This is a genomic window from Amycolatopsis iheyensis (assembly GCF_024703995.1).
Classification (GTDB): domain Bacteria; phylum Actinomycetota; class Actinomycetes; order Mycobacteriales; family Pseudonocardiaceae; genus Amycolatopsis; species Amycolatopsis iheyensis.
Genome location: NZ_JAMXQV010000008.1, coordinates 273,026 through 290,184, shown reverse-complemented (window position 1 = coordinate 290,184; position 17,159 = coordinate 273,026). Strand labels below are relative to the sequence as shown.

Sequence of the window (17,159 nt, the reverse complement as noted above, 5' to 3'; positions counted from 1 at the left end):
AAAGACATGAGCGAAGACCGGCACGAGCAGGGCATGAAGGTGCGGCGCGAGGTGCTCGGCGACGAGCACGTCGACCGCGCGGTGGCGGGCACCACGGACTTCAGCCGCCCGTTCCAGGACTACATCACCGAAGGCGCGTGGGGTTCGGTGTGGTCGCGCGAAGGGCTCGACCGCCGCACCCGCAGCTGCGTCACGCTGGCGGCGCTGACCGCGTTGCACGCGCACAACGAGCTGGCGATGCACGTCCGGGCGGCGGTCCGCAACGGCCTGACGGCGGCGGAGATCGGCGAGGTCCTGCTGCACACAGCGGTCTACGCGGGCGCGCCCGCGGCGAACGCGGCGTTCGCCATCGCGCAACGCACCCTGGCCGAGCTGGGCGAGCCGAGCGCCTTGCCGGCGGACGCCGGATAAGGTGCCGGGCATGGACGAGGTGAGGCCGCAGTTCGAAGTCGAGGTCGACGGCGAACCGGCGCACCGCGGCGCCCACCACGTGCAGTCGCTGGAGCGCGGGCTGGCCGTGATCAAGGCGTTCCACGCGGACGCGGCCGAGCTGACCCTGAGCGACGTCGCCCGCGCGACGGGCCTCACCCGCGCCGCGGCCCGCCGCTTCCTGCTGACGCTGGCCGACCTGGGCTACGTCCGCACCGACGGCAAATACTTTTCGCTCACGGCCCGGGTGCTGGAGCTGGGGTATTCGTACCTGTCGAGCATGACGCTGCCGGAGGTGGCGCAACCGCACCTGGAGCACCTGTCGGCGGGCGTCCACGAGTCGAGTTCGGTGTCGGTGCTGGAAGGCACGGACATCGTCTACGTGGCGCGGGTGGCGGTGTCCCGCATCATGACGGTGAGCATCAACGTGGGCACCCGCTTCCCGGCGTACGCGACGTCGATGGGGCACGTGCTGCTGGCCGGGCTCAGCAAGGCGGAGCTGGAGGCGTTCTTCCTGGTGGCCAGGCTCGACCGGCTGACCGACCGCACGGTGACGGCCCCCGACCGGCTCCGCACGGAGCTGCGGAACGTGGCCGAGCAGGGCTGGGCCATGGTCGACCAGGAGCTGGAGGAGGGCCTCCGCTCGGTGGCGGCCCCGATCCACAACCGCCGGGGCCGGGTGGTGGCGGCGGTGAACCTGTCGACGCACGCGAGCCGCACGACGGCGGAGTCGGTCGAAACGGACCTGGTCCCCCCGCTCCTGGAGGCCGCCCGGGCGATCGAGGCGGACCTGGCGGTCGGCGCACCGGACCGGGTCCATGGCTGAGCGGCCGGCCACGCTGTGAAGACCCCTCGACCCGTCGCGGGCCTTCTCCTGGCTGCCGGGGCCGGCCGTCGCTTCGGCGGCCCGAAGGCCTTGGCCGAACTCGACGGCCAACCTCTCGTCCTCCGCGCGCTCGCCCTCCTCACCGCGGCCGGCTGCGCCCCCGTCCGGGTCGTCCTCGGCGCGGCCGCCGACGAAGCCCGGGCCCTCCTCCCGGATCCCGCTCAGGCCGTCTTCGCCGAGGACTGGGCCACCGGCATGGGCGCCTCCCTCAAAGCCGGCCTCACCGCCCTCGCCGGCACCACCGCACCCGCCGCGCTCGTCCACCTCGTCGACCTGCCCTGGGTGGGCCAGGACATCCTCGCGCGCGTCGCCGCCCACGCCACCGAAGACACCGTCGCCCGCGCCGCCTACGACGGGGTGCCCGGCCACCCCGTCCTGCTCGGGCGCCGGTGGTGGCCCGAAATCGCCGAGACCGCCCAAGGCGACCGGGGCGCCCGCGACTGGCTCGCCACCCGCGCCGACCTCCGGCTCGTCGAGTGCGGTGACCTCGGCAGCGGGCGGGACGTCGACCGGCGCGCCGATCTGCCCGGCCGGTGACCCGCGCGCGGCCGTCCGGCCGCCTACGATCGACAGCGTGACGGAGTCGCCTGAAGAACTCGCGGCCGCGCTCGACGCGACCGGTTACCTCGCCGATGACGGGCTCGCCACCGCCGGCTTCCTCGCGCTGCGGATGGGCCGCCCGCTGTTCTGCGAAGGCGAACCCGGCACCGGCAAGACCTCGCTCGCGCTCGCGCTGGCCACCGCGCTCGGCCGCCCGCTCGTCCGCCTCCAGTGCCACGAGGGCATCGACGCCGCCCAGGCCCTGTACGAGTGGGACTTCCCCCGCCAGCTCCTGCACCTGCGGGCCCTCGAAGCGGCGGGCGACGGCCGCGTCGACGTCGAGACCGCCGAGCGCTCGCTCTACACCGAGCGCTTCCTGCTGGCCCGCCCGCTGCTGCAGGCGCTCATCACCGCGCCGTGCGTGCTGCTGGTCGACGAGATCGACCGCGCCGACGACGAGTTCGAAGCCTTCCTCCTCCAGCTGCTCGACGAGCACGCCGTGACCATCCCCGAGTACGGCGAAGTCCGCGCCGAGCAGCCGCCGCTGGTGGTGCTGACCTCGAACCGGACGCGCGAAGTGCACGACGCCCTCAAGCGCCGCTGCCTCTACCACTGGCTGGAACACCCCGATCTGGCGCGCGAAGTCACCATCCTGCGTCGTAGGATCCCTGAGATAGGCGAGCTCCTGGCCCGGCAGGTGGCGGAGGCGGTGCACCGGCTCCGCGAGATGGACCTGCTGAAGCCGCCGGGAGTCGCGGAGTCACTCGACTGGGCACGAGCCCTGCTGGCTCTGCATCGCGACGAGCTGGACGCGGCATCGGCGGCGCGGACGCTCGGAGCTGTCCTGAAGTACAGCGAAGACCTCGACCGGGTCCGGGCGAAGCTCGACGCCTTGTTCGCCTGACGCCGGCTCGGGGTGACGACGACCCCGGAGTGTGTCTGCGGATGACCTTGGCGACCGAGACGAAACCCGCGACGGATCGGCTCGAACCGGCCGCCCCACGCAGGTGGGGCGCCCAGCTCGCCGCGGTCGCCGCGGTGCTCTGCGGCACCGCGCTGATCGCCGTCCACGCGTCGCTCTACGGTCACTGGCTGATCGACGACGCGGCCATCACGTTCGCCTACTCCCGCGACGTCGCCGACGGCTACGGCCCGGTCCTGCAGCCGGGCGCCGAGCCCGTCGAGGGGTTCTCCAACCCGACGTGGATGATCCTGCTCGCCCTCGGCAAGCTCGTCGGCCTGTTCGACCACGGCACGCTCTTCGGCGTCAACGACCAGGTCCTCTTCCCGAAAGCGCTGGCCCTGGCCTGCTGCCTGGGCATCCTCGTGCTGTTCTACTTCGGCGCGAAGACGCTCACCCGCCGCCCCGCGCTGGTCACCTTCATCGCCGGTGCCACGCTCGCCGCGATCCCGTCGTTCGTGATCTGGTGCTTCTCCGGCCTGGAGAACTCGTTCTACGCGCTGACCGTCGCCGCGCTCGCCGTCCTCGTCCTGCGGGCGGTCCAGAGCGGGGACCTCCTCAGTCACCGCGTCGCCGCCGGCGCCGGGGTGCTCGCGATGCTGGCCGCGCTGACCCGCCCCGACGGGATCATCTACGCCGGCGCGTACGCCATCACCGTCGCGGTGTTCCTCAAGCGGGACGTCCTCGGCCGCAGCGTTCGCGCCGCCGTGGTGTCGGTGGCCGCGTTCGCCGTGCCGTACGGCGCGTACCTGGTGTTCCGCTGGTTCGAATTCGGCCGGCTGGTGCCCAACACCGCCGTCGCGAAGGGACAGGCGCCGCCGACGCTCGACGACCTCGACCAGCCCGGTCAGATCGTCGCCTACGTCGGCTGGCTCGTCGTGGCGGTCGCCGTCGCGTGCCTGGTGCTGCTGCTCGTCCGGCCGTCGCGGCTGCGGACCGGGCTGATCGCGCTGCTGGTGCCGTTCGGGCTCGCGGTGGTCGCGTTCATCGTGCTGGAGTACGACTGGATGGGCCAGCTGCGGTTCGCGACCCCGGTGTGGACGCTCGGCGCGTTCGGCGGCGCGGTCGTGGTCGTCGAAGCACTGGCCGCCGCGCGGGTGCGGGGCCGGATCGTGCTGGTGTGCCTGCTCGTCGTCGGGCTGGTCAGCTCGCTGAACGGGCTTTACGCGCAGGGCAAGGACTACCGCGCCAACGTGAAGACCGCGATGTGTCTCGTCGCCGAGCGCGACGCCCAGGCCGTCAACGGTTTCGCCGACATCCTGAAGCTGCCGAACTCCGCGCAGGTCGGCCTGATCGACCTCGGCGGGACGTCGCTGGGCAGCCGCATCCGGGTGCTCGACCTGGCCGGCCTCGGCGACCGGAAGATCGCGGACTTCGCGCCGAAGGCCGACGTGGCGGGCATGCGTGACTACGTGTTCACCGAGGCCAAGCCGGAGCTGATCACGTTCATCGGTTCGTGGAAGAGCACGTTCGAGTTCGACGAGGACCCGCGGTTCGCCCGCGACTACGCGACGATCTTCGAGAACGGCGCGACGGGGGACATGACCGTCGACTCGCGCAACCAGGTCACCTACCACGTGCGGCGCGACCTCGTGGACGACGCGAAACTCGCGGAACTCCAGGCGTACGCGCGAAAAACGCTGCCGCCGATCCTGGAGCTGAACAAGACGGCGGGCCTGCGTGGCTGCGCCCCGATCCGGCCGGGGATCAAGGCCGCCGCGTAGTCCACAAAGGACCGTCGGTAATTGCTTTGACCGCCAGGCCGGGGTCCGGCATGCTTTTCTCAGCACAGCAGGCCACCCCACCTCGAGAGGAGGAGATCGTGACCCACCGAAGCCGCTGCGGCGCGATCTCCCGCGCCGTTCGCTGAAATCTTCCTGAAGGCTCTTCGCGCCCACCCCTCGCTACCTCGGGTCGGCCGCGGCGAAGAGCGCGGTCTGCGCCTCGCCCGGGGAGGGGCGCGTGCGCAGACCGCCCCGTCCCGGTAGCTCAGCAGGACAGAGCGCGGCGCTACGAACGCCGAGGTCCGAGGTTCGACTCCTCGCCGGGACACCAGGGCTGCGCCTCCGGCCCCCGTTTTCCATGCTAGCGATGGGCACCGACAGTTTCGGGGCGTCGCTGGGGGTGCCGCCGGGGTTGTCCACAGGGCGGCCCGCCGCAGCGGGTGGGCGCACAATGGAGTCATGACCACCGCGACCACCGCCGCCGATCCGGTCGCCGGGTACGCCGGGTTCGCCGCCGCGCTGCGCGAAGCCGGTGTCGCCTGTGACGCGCACCGGGTGCAGGCCTACCTGGCCGCCGTCGCGGAAATCGACGTTGCCGAGCCGACTCAGCTCTACTGGGCCGGACGGCTGACGCTGTGCTCCAGCCCCGATGACCTCCCGTGCTACGAGGAGGCCTTCAGCCAGTGGTTCGCCATCGAAACGTCGACCCCGCGGCGCGCGAAGTCCGCTGCGCCGAAGCAGGCCCGGATCGCGCCGCTCGTCGACGCCGAGGGTGGGGAGGCCGACGGCGGCGACGGCCCTGACCAGCTCAAAGTCGCCGCGAGCACGCAGGAGGTGCTGCGCCACCGGGACCTCGCCGCGCTGACCACCGCCGAACGCGAGCACCTCCGCGAACTGCTGGCCACCTTGCGGCCCACGCCGCCGAAGCGGCCGGCCGCGCGGAAAACCCCGGCGCGCCGGGGCCGGCTCGATCCGTCCCGGACGCTGCGCGCCATGCTCGCCAGCGGCGGAGAGCCCGTGAAACTCGCGCACGTCCGGCGGGGGAGCAGGCCGCGCCGGGTCGTGCTGCTCATCGACGTCTCGGGGTCGATGAGCCCGTACGCCGACTCGCTGCTGCGGTTCGCCCACGTCCTCACGCGGTGCGCGCCGCAGTCCGTCGAGGTGTTCACGCTCGGCACGCGCCTCACCCGCGTCTCGCGCCAGCTGCGGCAACGCGATCCCGAACGCGCGATGCTCGCGGCGGGCTCGGCGGTGCCGGACTTCGCCGGCGGCACCCGGCTCGGCGAGACGCTGCAGGCGTTCCTCGACCGCTGGGGCCAGCGCGGCGTGGCCCGCCGGGCCGTGGTCACGGTCTTCTCCGACGGCTGGGAACGCGGCGACACCAGCCTGCTCGGTGCCCAGCTCGCCCGCCTGCGCCGGCTCGCGCACGCCGTATTCTGGGTGAATCCGCATGCCGGCCGTGCGGGGTACGCTCCGGTTCAGTCGGGCATCGTGGCCGCGCTGCCCCACATCGACCGGCTGCTGGCCGGACACACCCTGGCCACCTTGGAACGACTGCTCGGGGAGATTTCCGATGCGTGACGTACTGGACGACGTGTTCCGCCGCTGGTCCGACGGCGAGACGGTCGGTCTCGGCACCGTGGTGGCCACGTTCTCGTCGGCGCCGCGCGCGCCCGGCGCCGCGATGGTCGTCGCGCCCGACGGCACCGTCGCCGGCAGCGTGTCCGGTGGGTGCGTCGAGGGCGCGGTCTACGAGCTCGCGCAGGAGGTCGTCGCCGAGCGCAAGCCGGTGCTGCAGCGCTACGGCGTGACCGACGACGACGCGTTCGCGGTGGGCCTGACCTGCGGCGGGATCATCGACATCTACGTCGAGCACGTCGACCGCGCGTCGATGCCGGAGCTCGGCGACGTCGTCGCCTCCGTGCGCGGCGGCGAGCCGGTCGCGGTCGTCACGGTCATCGAGCACGAGCGCGAAGGCCTGGTCGGCGAGCACATGATCGTCTGGCCGGACCGCACCGCCGGCTCGCTGGGCTCGTCGCGGATGGACGACGCGGTGGCCGACGACGCGCGTGGCCTGCTGGCCAGCGGCCGCACCGGCACCCTGCACTACGGCCCGGATGGCCAGCGCCGCGGCGAGGGCATGGCGGTGTTCGTCAACTCCTTCGAGCCGCCGCCCCGGCTGCTGGTGTTCGGCGCGATCGACTTCGCCGCCGCGATGGCCCGCATGGGCGCCTACCTGGGCTACCAGGTCACGGTCTGCGACGCGCGGCCCGTGTTCGCCACGAGCAGCCGCTTCCCGGACGCGCACGAGGTCGTCGTCGACTGGCCGCACCGCTACCTCGAGGGCGAAGCCGAGGCCGGCCGCATCGACCAGCGCACGGCGATCGCGGTGCTGACGCACGACCCGAAGTTCGACGTCCCGCTGCTGGAGGTCGCGCTGCGCCTGGAGGTCGGCTACGTCGGCGCGATGGGCTCCCGCAAGACCCACGACGACCGGTTCTCCCGCTTGCGTGAAGCGGGGATCACCGAGCAGGAGCTGGAAAGGCTGTCGTCGCCGATCGGGCTCGATCTGGGCGCGCGGACCCCGGAGGAGACGGCTGTTTCGATCGCCGCGGAAATCATCGCGTTGCGGTGGGGTGGCGGCGGAAAACGTCTTGCCGAGCTCACCGGACGCATCCACGGCTGATAGGCCGGGTGGCCCACAAAAGTTCACCCATCCGGACTTCCGCAGATGCGGTGATCCACAGTGGATTCCCGTGCATCTGCGGAAGAGGTAGTTGAACGTGTGACATCAGGACTTGTCCGCGCGAAGGTCGCGTAGCACGCTCGGGAGTCTGTGAGCCCGATCACGGTCGGGCAGGCCGTTCCCGAACCGGCTTTTGGAGGCCTGATGCGCATCACCGTCACTGTCGACGGGACGAAGTACACCGACGAAGTCGAGCCCCGCACCCTGCTCGTGCACCACCTGCGCGAAAAACTCGGGAAAGTCGGCACCGTCGTCGGCTGCGACACCAGCAACTGCGGCGCCTGCACCGTCCACCTGGACGGGCACAGCGTGAAGTCCTGCTCCGTGCTGGCCGTGCAGGCCGACGGCTGCGAGGTCACCACCGTCGAAGGCCTCGCCCGCGACGGCAAGCTGCACCCGGTGCAGCAGGCCTTCCACGACAACCACGCGCTGCAGTGCGGGTTCTGCACCCCCGGCATGATCATGCAGTCGATCGACCTGCTGGCCGACAACCCGGACCCGGACGAGCAGGCCGTTCGCGAAGGCCTCGAAGGCAACCTCTGCCGCTGCACCGGGTACCAGAACATCGTCCGCGCGGTCCGCGACGCCGCGCAGCACATGAGCCCTGGCGCCGGGCCCGAAGCCGAACGGATCGCCCAGGACAAGCACGTCGGCGTGGGTGGTGACTGATGACCGCCACGATCGAACCGGAGGTCGGGAAGTCCCGCCGCCGCAAGGAAGACGAACGGCTGATCACCGGCCGGACCCGCTGGACGGACAACATCGCCCTGCCCGGCCTGCTGCACATGGCGGTCCTGCGCAGCCCGTTCGCGCACGCCAAGATCGTCTCGATCGACACGTCCGCGGCCAAGAGCGCGCCCGGCGTCATCGCCGTGTTCACCGGCGCGGACCTCGACCCGGACGGCGCGATCGGCATGCCCTGCGCGTGGCCGATCACGCCCGACATGAAGGCGCCGCGCCGCCCGGTGCTCGCCGCCGGCACGGTCAACTTCGCCGGTGAAGGCGTCGCGGTCGTCGTCGCGCGGTCGTCCGCCGAAGCGCACGACGCGCTCGAAGAGATCGACGTCGAATACGACGAGCTGCCGGTGATCCTCGACATGGAAGCCGCGATCGCCGACGGCGCGCCGCTGGTCCACGAGGACCTCGGCACCAACACGAGCGCGGTCTGGAAGTTCGACTCGGCCGAGGCCGGCACCGGCGGCAACGTCGAGGACGCGATCGGCTCGGCGGAGGTCGTGCTCAAGCGCCGTTTCCGCCAGCAGCGCCTGGTCCCGGCGTTCATGGAGCCGCGCGCGTGCGTCGTCGACCCGACGGGCACGCAGCTCACGATGTGGTCGGCCACGCAGGTCCCGCACATCCTGCGCGTGATGTCGGCGCTGACGCTCGGCATCCCCGAGCACAAGCTGCGCGTGATCGCCCCGGACGTCGGCGGCGGCTTCGGCGGCAAGATCGGCGTCCTGCCCGAAGAGATGATGTCCCTGATCGTCGCGCAGAAGCTCGGCAAACCGGTCAAGTGGAACGAGACGCGGTCGGAGACCATGCTCGCCGCCCACCACGGCCGCGACCAGATCCAGGACATCACGATCACCGCGACCCGCGACGGCCAGGTCACCGGCCTCAAGGTCGAGCTGCTCGCCAACCTCGGCGCGTACAACGGCCTGGTCGGGCCCGGCGTGCCGATCCTCGGCGCGTTCATGTTCAACGCGATCTACAAGATCCCGGCGTACCACTTCGCGTGCACCAACGTGTACACGACGACGACGCTGACCGACGCCTACCGCGGCGCCGGCCGGCCGGAGGCGACGTTCGCGATCGAGCGGATCATGGACGAGCTCGCCGTCGAGCTCGGCATGGACCCGATGGAGCTGCGCGAGAAGAACTGGATCAAGCACGAGGAGTTCCCGTTCACCACGGTGTGCGGGCTGACCTACGACTCCGGAAACTACGAAGCCGCCACCGAAAAAGCCAAGCAGCTCTTCGACTACGACGGCCTGCGGGCCGAGCAGGCGAGGCGCCGCGAGTCCGGTGACAAGGTCCAGCTCGGCATCGGCATCTCGACGTTCACCGAGATGTGCGGGCTCGCGCCGTCACGCGTGCTCGGCTCGCTGGACTACGGCGCCGGCGGCTGGGAGTACGCGTCGATCCGGATGCTGCCCACCGGCAAGGTCGAGGTCACGACCGGCGCGTCCGCGCACGGCCAGGGCCACGAGACGGCGTGGAGCCAGATCGTCGCCGACCAGCTGGGTGTCGCGTTCGAAGACGTCGAGATCCTGCACGGCGACACCCAGTCGTCGCACAAGGGCATGGACACCTACGGCTCGCGCTCGCTGGTGGTCGGCGGGATCGCGGTCATCAAGGCCGCGGAGAAGGTCGTCGCGAAGGCCAAGCCGATCGCGGCGCACCTGCTCGAATGCGCCGAAGACGACCTCGAGTTCGCCGGTGGCAAGTTCACGGTCAAGGGCACCGACACGTCCACGGGCATCGGCGACATCGCGCTCGCGGTGTTCGCGGCGCACAACCTGCCCGACGGGATCGAGCCGTCCCTCGACTCGGACGCGACGTTCGACCCGGAGAACTTCTCGTTCCCGCACGGCACGCACCTGTGCGCCACCGAGGTGGACACCGAGACGGGCCGGATCAAGGTGCGCTCGTACGTCTGCGTCGACGACGTCGGGGTCGCGGTGAACCCGCTGATCGTCGAGGGCCAGGTGCACGGCGGGCTCGCCCAGGGCATCGCGCAGGCGCTGTTCGAGGGCACCGAGCACGACGACAGCGGCACACTCACCACCGGCACGTTCGCCGACTACCTGCTCCCGTCGGCGGCGGACCTGCCGTCGTTCACCACGGACCGCACGGAGACGCCGTCGACGTCGAACCCGCTCGGCGCCAAGGGCGTCGGCGAGGCGGGCACGATCGCCTCGACGCCGGCGGTGGTCAACGCGGTGGTCGACGCGGTGCGGCAGTTCGGCGTGAACGACATCGAGATGCCGTTGACGCCGATGCGGGTGTGGCACGCCATCCAGCACGGCACCACCGACGCGGGCGGCCCCGGCCGGTCCGAGGCCGGCGGCGGCCTGGGCTCCATCGACGCTTCCGGAGGTGCGCAGTGATCCCGGCTTCCTTCGACTACGTCCGCCCGTCCACAGTGGACGAAGCGGTGCAGGCGCTGGTGTCGGCGGGCGAGGACGCCAAGGTCATCGCGGGCGGGCAGAGCCTGCTGCCGGTGCTGCGGATGCGCCTGGCCGCGCCGACGACGCTGGTCGACCTCGGGCGCGTCGCGGAGCTGCGCGGAGTGCGCGAGGACGGCGACCACCTGGTGATCGGCGCGATGACCACGCACTACGACGTCCAGCGGGACGCGTTGGTGGCCGCGCACGCGGAGCTGTTGAAGGCGGCGACCGACACGGTGGCCGACCCGCAGATCCGCCACCGCGGCACGCTGGGCGGCGCGATCGCCCACGCGGACCCGGCCGGGGACCTGCTGGCGCCGGTGCTCGCGCTGGACGCGTCGCTGGTGGTCGCCGGCCCCTCGGGGCGCCGGACGGTGCCGGCGGCGGAGTTCTTCCAGGACCTGTTCACCACGGCCCTGGGGCCGGACGAGCTGCTGGTCGAGGTCCGCGTGCCCAAGCACACCGGGTGGCGGGGGCACTACGAGAAGTTCAACCGGGTCGCCCAGGCGTGGTCGATGGTCGCGGTCGCGGTCACCGTCCGCACCGAGGCCGGCGTCATCGAGGAGGCCCGGGTCGCGCTGACGAACATGGGCTCGACGCCGGTCCGCGCGTCCGGTGTCGAAGCGGCGCTGGTCGGGGTCCAGGCCTCGGCGGACTCGATCGCCGCGGCGGCCTCGCACGCTGCGGAAGGCACGAATCCGCCGGTCGACAGCAACGCCGACGTCGAGTACCGCCGGCACCTGGCCCAGGTGCTGACGGGCCGCGCGATCGCGGCGGCGGCGGGCGCCTGACGCTTCACCCTGGCCGCCGCCACGGCGGCGGCTAGGGTGGGGACCGGACCCGTCGTCTTCAGGAAGGAGGTCGGCCCGTGCGGCTCGACCACGAATTCACCGTCCCGGCTCCGATCGGCGAGGTCTGGCAGGCGGTCGTCGACCCCGAGCGCGTCGCCCCGTGCATGCCGGGCGCCACGCTGACGAAGGTCGAAGGCGACAAGTTCAGCGGCACGGTGAAGGTCAAGCTCGGCCCGATTTCCCTGGTGTACAAAGGAAATGGCGAGTTCCTGGAGAAGGACGACAAAGCTCACAAGGTGACGATCAAGGCCTCGGGCAAGGACTCCCGCGGAGCGGGCACGGCGGCGGCAACGGTGACGCTGACGCTGACGGAGGCCGAAGGCGGCACCCACGGCTCGGTCGCGACGGACCTGTCGATCACCGGCAAGCCGGCCCAGTTCGGCCGCGGCCTGATCAGCGAGGTGGGCGGCAAGATCCTGGACACGTTCGCCGGCTGTTTGTCGGGCAAGCTGGCGCCTTCGGCCGCGCCCGCACCGGCCCCGGTCGCGGCGGCTCCGGCTCCGTCACCGACGGAGACCGCGGAGCCGATCGCCAAGCCGGAGCCGTCGGTCAAGCCGGCCCCGACGACGGCGGAGATCAACACGGAGCCGAAGGCGGCAGCCGAGCCGAAGGCGGCTGCGGAGCGCCCGCCGCTGCGGAGCGTGCCGGCGGCCCCGGAGACCGAGGCGATCGACCTGCTCGACTACGCGGGGCAGTCGGTGCTGAAGCGGGTGGCGCCGGTGCTGCTGGCCATCGCGGCCGTGGTCGGCCTGGTGGCGATCGTGCGCGCGCTGCGCAAGTGAGCTTGTTCGGCCCGGTCGCGCTCGGCGGATGACCTGTTCAACGCGCCGTCTCGCCCTTCGTGGACGACCGCCGAATGTGGGATTCCCACTCTCGCGGTCTCAGCTGTGTTTTCCCGCGGCCACACTACGTAACCCGGGGTGCTGAGCTGGGCTGATCTACTTTGTGCGGGCCTTAGGGCAGGAGCACTGCCGGCAATTCCCCCGGACCGGCGACGCGGCTCGTCGGAGCGGCTACGCTGGGCGACCTGGTCGGCCGAACTTCGCGCAAGGGGTACGTCACGATGCCGGTCCGTCACTTCCGTGGCTTCGGCTCTTGAGAGCCCGGGCCGCCGTGCGCCGGGAAGCGCTTTCCGCCTGGCCGGGCTGGCCCGCGCGATGGGCGATGTGGGCCGGGGCGAAACCCCGCTGGATCACCTACGCGCTCACCTGTGAGGCGGTCGCCGTCGTGGCGGCCGCCGTCGCGTTGGCCACCGGGTTCGGTGGGCCGGTGCGGCCGGTCTGGTTCGGCGTGCTGGTCGTCCTCGGGGTCGCGCAGGCCGAGATGTCCCGCCGCATCGAGCGGTTGCGCCGGTGGATGAGCGGGCAGACGCACATCAACGTCACCTCGGTCTGGTACCTCGCCGGTGTCGTCCTCCTTCCGCCCGCTTGGGTGGCTCTGCTGGCTGTCGTGCTCTACACGCACCTTTGGGTGCGGGTGTGGCGTCAGGTCCGGACACGGCCCGCACACCGCTTCGTCGCGAGCACGGCCTGGGCGATGCTCTCCTGCTTCGCCGCTTCGTCCGTTCTCGCGCTCTTGGGGTTGCACGGGACGCCGTTGCAGACGCCGCGCGGGGTGTTCGCCCTTTGCCTGGCCGCCGTGGTGTTCGAGCTGGTGAACGTCGGCCTCGTCGCGGCCGGCATCTACCTGTACACGAGCCAGCGGTCGGCGGCCGACCTGATCGGCACGTGGGAGGACAACGCGTTCGAGCTCGCGACGCTTTGTCTTGGCGGGCTCACCGCGCTGGCGCTGGTCGAGCAGCCGGTGCTGGTGGTGTTCGTGGTCGCGCCGTTGCTGTTGCTGCACCGCTACCTGCTGTTGAAGCAGCAACTGCAGGTCGCGGCGGTCACCGACGAGAAGACGGGCCTGCTCAACACCGCCGGCTGGCACGAGTCGGCGGTCCGCGAACACACCCGCGCCCAGCGGCGCGGCACCCCGGGGTTCGCGGTGCTGATGATCGACTTGGACCACTTCAAGCGGATCAACGACACATACGGTCACCTGACCGGCGACGACGTCCTCGCGGCGGTCGCGGTGGCGATCTCCGGGTCGGTGCGCCAGGGCGACACGGTCGGCCGGTTCGGTGGCGAGGAGTTCGTGGTGCTGCTGCCGGGCATCGGCCGCGTGGACGTGCTCGGCATCGCGGAACGGGTCCGGGTGGCGGTGGGCGAGCTGAACGTGGTGATCTCGACGGGAACCGGCACGGTCCGCGTGAGCGGCCTATCGGTCTCGATCGGTGTCGCCCGCCACCCGGACGCCGGCCCCACCCTGGACGACGTGCTCCGCACCGCCGACGCGGCGCTGTACCGCGCGAAAGAGGGTGGGCGGAACCAGGTCGCGGTGTGAGGGAACGCCTCGGGGTGGATGGTTGGGGTCGATAGGCCTCCCTGGTTTGGTGGTCGGCGGGTGCCGCGGGTTGGTGGGTGGGCAGGCCGCGAGAGCGGGTTCGGTCGGCGAGTGCCGCGGGTGTCACGGGTGCCGGTTCGGGCCGCGGGTGCCGCGGGCTTGGGACTTCGGTTATGTGGGCGCGGGTTCGCCGGTCCGGGGCCGGTCGATTGAGCAGATGCCACTGGCCGGGGCGCTCCGGTGGGCACTGGCTGCCGGAGGTTGGGCAGCCAGTCGGGCCGCGTGAGATGGCCGGGGACCCGCAAGCTCCGCGTGCAACCGGACGAGCGGGGGTGGGTATCCCCGATGGCCGCCGTGTGATGTAGGGCGCGAAATACCTCCTCTCGTCCGCCGTTGGAACTCATATGAGCGGGGCTGATCACGAAACCGACGTCGTGGTGATCGGGGCTGGGCAAGCCGGGCTGTCCGCCGCCTATCACCTGCGGCGGGCCGGGTTCCGGAATGGCTCCGGCTTTGTCGTGCTCGATCACGGGAAGCGGGCCGGGGGTGCCTGGCAGTACCGGTGGCCTTCGCTCGTGCTGGGCAAGGTTCATGGCATCTACGACCTGCCCGGCGTGGCCTTCGGGACTCCGGACGTGACGCGTCCCGCGTCCGAAGTCGTTTCCGAGTACTTCGCGCGCTTCGAGAGCGTTTATGACCTCCCTGTGCTCAGGCCCGTCGACGTCCAGTCCGTGACGTCGGTGGGGGATCGGCTCGTCGTTGCCGGCCCCGCCGAGTCATGGGCCGCGCGGGCGGTGATCAGCGCCACCGGCACCTGGGACCGACCCTTCTGGCCGCGTTACCCCGGGCAGGAGACCTTCGCCGGCCGTCAGGTGCACACCGCCGACTACACCGGGCCCGAGGCCTTCCGCGGGCAGCGGGTTGTCGTGGTCGGGGGTGGGGCCTCGGCCGTTCAGCTGCTCATGGAGTTCGCGCCGCTCGCGCGCGCCACCGCCTGGGTGACCCGGCGGCCGCCCGTGTGGCGGGACGAGCCCTTCAGCGAAAACTGGGGACGCGAAGCCGTCGCCAAGGTCGACGAACGTGTGCGCGCCGGGCTGCCGCCCGAGAGCGTGGTGAGCGTGACTGATCTCGCCGTGACGCCCGAGGTGCGCGCCGCCCGCGCCGCCGGGATCCTCGACCGGCGGCCGATGTTCGAGCGCATCACGCCCACCGGGGTCGTGTGGGCGGACGGCTCTCGGTTCGACGCCGACGTCATCCTCTGGGCGACCGGCTTTCGCGCGGCCATCGACCACCTGGCGCCGCTGCACGTGCGCGAACCCGGTGGCGGGATTCGGATGGACGGCACGCGTGTGGTGCGCGAGCCGCGGTTGCACCTCGTGGGCTACGGGCCCTCGGCGAGCACTGTCGGAGCCAACCGGGCGGGGCGTGCCGCGGTCGCGGAGATTCGGAAGCGACTGGGTCATACATCCGAAGCTACCGAACACCTGAGCGAAGATCATTAGCTGAATAGGGTGAACGTGGGCGGCCGGGCGGGCCGCCGGGATGCGTTGCGGGGGAAGGAAATCGCGACGTGGCGATGGGCGCTGCCCCCGGTTCCCACGCTACCGCCGGCCACCGACAAAACCGCGAAAGGTCGGGCGTCTGCGGGCCCTGTCCCGAGGCCCGGGGCAGTGGACCGGTCAGCGGTAACCCGTGCTGAGCTGCGAAAACCGCGTAAAACTCACCCTCTTGACCGATTCAACGACAAGACACGTCTTGTCAGTCGAAACCGGTCATCGATACAGTCCTTTTAGTTAGGGAAGTTTCTTAACAAAGACGCCGCAGCCCACCAGCCACCGCCAGGCCCAGAAGGAGCGCGACGTGCCGTCGACCCGATTACGAACATTCAGCCGCCTCACCCCCGTGGTGGCGGCGATCGCCCTGCTCCCCTCCGCCATCGCCGCGGCCGACGCGACCGAAGCCGCCGATGTGCTGCTCTCCCAAGGGAAACCGGTCGCGACCTCGACCGTGGAGAGTTCCACCTACGCCGGCACCAAGGCCGTCGACGGGAAGACCTCGACCCGCTGGGCCAGTGCCGAGGGCGCCGACCCGCAGTGGCTGCGGATCGACCTCGGGCAGTCCGCCGCCGTCCACCGCGTCGTCCTCACCTGGGAAGCCGCCTACGCCAAGAAGTACCGCATCGAGGTCTCCGACGACGGCACGCAGTTCACCCCGGCCGCCACCGTCGACAACGGTGACGGCAACACCGACGACCTGACGCTGAACGCCCACGGCCGCTACGTCCGCTTCGTCGGCGTCAGCCGCGCCACCAGCTACGGCTACTCATTCTGGGAAATGCAGGTCTACGGCTCCACCGACTCCTCCGGCGACACCCAGGCCCCGACCACGCCGACCGCCCTCACCGCCGGCGCGACCACGGCCACCAGCGCCGCCCTGAGCTGGAGCGCCGCCACCGACAACGTCGGCGTCGCCGGCTACGACATCCTGCGCAACGGCACCGCCGTCGCCACCAGCACGACCCTGTCCTACACCGACACCGGCCTCACCCCCGACACCAGCTACAGCTACGCCGTCCGCGCGCGTGACGCCGCCGGGAACCTGTCCGGCCCGAGCACGCCGATCACCGTGAAGACCAAGGCGGGCACCGGGACCTCCTTCGTCCTCGCCGCCGCCGGCGACATCGCCGAACGCTGCACCGCGAGCAGCTCCAGCTGCGCGCACGTGAAGACCGCGAAACTGGTCGAGCAGCTGAACCCGGCCGCGGTGATCACCATGGGCGACAACCAGTACGACGACGCCCACCTCTCGGACTTCAAGGCCTACTACGACAAGACCTGGGGCAAGTTCAAGAGCATCACCCACCCCATCCCCGGCAACCACGAGTCCTACGACGACACGAAGTTCAAGGGCTACGAGGACTACTTCGGCGCCATCGCGAAACCCCAGGGCAAGCGCTACTACAGCTGGGAAATGGGCAACTGGCACTTCATCGCCCTCGACTCGAACGACTTCGTCACCCACGACGAGTTCGCCGAGCCGCCGCAGATCACCTGGCTCAAGCAGGATCTCGCCAACAACAAGAAGGGCTGCGTCGCCGCCTACTACCACCACCCGCGGTGGAGCTCGGGTGACCACGGCGACAACCCCGACAGCATCCAGCTGTGGAACCTCATGACGGCGAACAAGGTCGACCTCGTCCTCAACGGCCACGACCACGACTACGAGCGGTTCGTGCCGCAGAACGCCGACGGCAAAGCCGACGCGAACGGTCCCGTCGAGATCGTCGGCGGCTCCGGCGGGGCGAACCTCTACGACCTGAGCCCCGCCCACGACACGACCGCCAAGCTGCTCAAGACCTACGGCGTCCTCAAGCTGTCGATGACCGACACCACCTTCCAGACGCAGCTCATCGGCGTCGACGGCAAGGTCCTCGACAGCAGCCCGACCTACACCTGCCACTAGGAGCA

General features: G+C 71.1%; 14 protein-coding genes and 1 tRNA gene. All 15 read left to right on the top strand.

All coding sequences use genetic code 11. The features are described from left to right. Positions 1-6 precede the first annotated feature (6 nt). The 15 genes from pcaC (at position 7) to M8542_RS17995 (ending at position 17,154) form a co-directional block, all read left to right on the top strand. Positions 7-411: a 4-carboxymuconolactone decarboxylase gene (pcaC, locus tag M8542_RS18065; protein WP_257921339.1), complete on the top strand. Its 405-nt coding sequence runs from the start codon at positions 7-9 to the stop codon at positions 409-411. 10 nt (positions 412-421) lie between these two features. Next, on the top strand, positions 422-1,255 hold the full coding sequence (locus tag M8542_RS18060) for an IclR family transcriptional regulator domain-containing protein (RefSeq protein ID WP_257921338.1): 834 nt from the start codon (positions 422-424) through the stop codon (positions 1,253-1,255). A 15-nt stretch (positions 1,256-1,270) separates the two neighbouring features. Beyond that, positions 1,271-1,852: a nucleotidyltransferase family protein gene (locus M8542_RS18055; RefSeq protein ID WP_257921337.1), complete on the top strand. Its 582-nt coding sequence runs from the start codon at positions 1,271-1,273 to the stop codon at positions 1,850-1,852. Between the two features lie 37 nt (positions 1,853-1,889). Then, positions 1,890-2,759 carry an AAA family ATPase gene (locus tag M8542_RS18050; protein ID WP_257921336.1) on the top strand — a complete coding sequence of 290 codons (870 nt, stop codon included), beginning with the start codon at positions 1,890-1,892 and terminating at the stop codon, positions 2,757-2,759. 41 nt (positions 2,760-2,800) lie between these two features. After that, a complete protein-coding gene (locus M8542_RS18045) occupies positions 2,801-4,540 on the top strand; it encodes a glycosyltransferase family protein (protein ID WP_257921335.1) in 1,740 nt (579 codons plus the stop codon). A 254-nt stretch (positions 4,541-4,794) separates the two neighbouring features. Next, positions 4,795-4,871, top strand: a tRNA-Arg gene (locus tag M8542_RS18040). 128 nt (positions 4,872-4,999) lie between these two features. Next, the gene (locus M8542_RS18035; protein ID WP_257921334.1) at positions 5,000-6,121 is read left to right on the top strand and encodes a vWA domain-containing protein; all 1,122 of its coding nucleotides are present in this window, start codon (positions 5,000-5,002) and stop codon (positions 6,119-6,121) included. Further along, positions 6,114-7,226: an XdhC family protein gene (locus M8542_RS18030; protein ID WP_257921333.1), complete on the top strand. Its 1,113-nt coding sequence runs from the start codon at positions 6,114-6,116 to the stop codon at positions 7,224-7,226. Before M8542_RS18035 ends, M8542_RS18030 begins: the two co-directional genes overlap by 8 nt. Positions 7,227-7,430: 204 nt before the next feature. Next, positions 7,431-7,955, top strand: a complete 525-nt coding sequence (locus tag M8542_RS18025; RefSeq protein WP_257921332.1) for a (2Fe-2S)-binding protein — start codon at positions 7,431-7,433, stop codon at positions 7,953-7,955. Continuing rightward, positions 7,955-10,396, top strand: a complete 2,442-nt coding sequence (locus M8542_RS18020) for a xanthine dehydrogenase family protein molybdopterin-binding subunit (RefSeq protein ID WP_257921331.1) — start codon at positions 7,955-7,957, stop codon at positions 10,394-10,396. The genes M8542_RS18025 and M8542_RS18020 overlap by 1 nt, the downstream gene beginning before the upstream one ends. Next, complete coding sequence (locus tag M8542_RS18015) at positions 10,393-11,247, top strand: FAD binding domain-containing protein (RefSeq protein WP_257921330.1); 855 nt, start codon at positions 10,393-10,395, stop codon at positions 11,245-11,247. Before M8542_RS18020 ends, M8542_RS18015 begins: the two co-directional genes overlap by 4 nt. A gap of 77 nt (positions 11,248-11,324) precedes the next feature. After that, positions 11,325-12,089: an SRPBCC family protein gene (locus M8542_RS18010; protein WP_257921329.1), complete on the top strand. Its 765-nt coding sequence runs from the start codon at positions 11,325-11,327 to the stop codon at positions 12,087-12,089. A 382-nt stretch (positions 12,090-12,471) separates the two neighbouring features. Further along, entirely contained in the window at positions 12,472-13,692 is a 1,221-nt protein-coding gene (locus M8542_RS18005) for a GGDEF domain-containing protein (RefSeq protein WP_308210265.1), read from the top strand. A gap of 404 nt (positions 13,693-14,096) precedes the next feature. Then, a complete protein-coding gene (locus M8542_RS18000) occupies positions 14,097-15,194 on the top strand; it encodes an NAD(P)-binding domain-containing protein (protein WP_257921327.1) in 1,098 nt (365 codons plus the stop codon). Positions 15,195-15,594: 400 nt separating this feature from the next. Beyond that, positions 15,595-17,154, top strand: a complete 1,560-nt coding sequence (locus tag M8542_RS17995; protein ID WP_257921480.1) for a discoidin domain-containing protein — start codon at positions 15,595-15,597, stop codon at positions 17,152-17,154. Positions 17,155-17,159 lie beyond the last annotated feature (5 nt).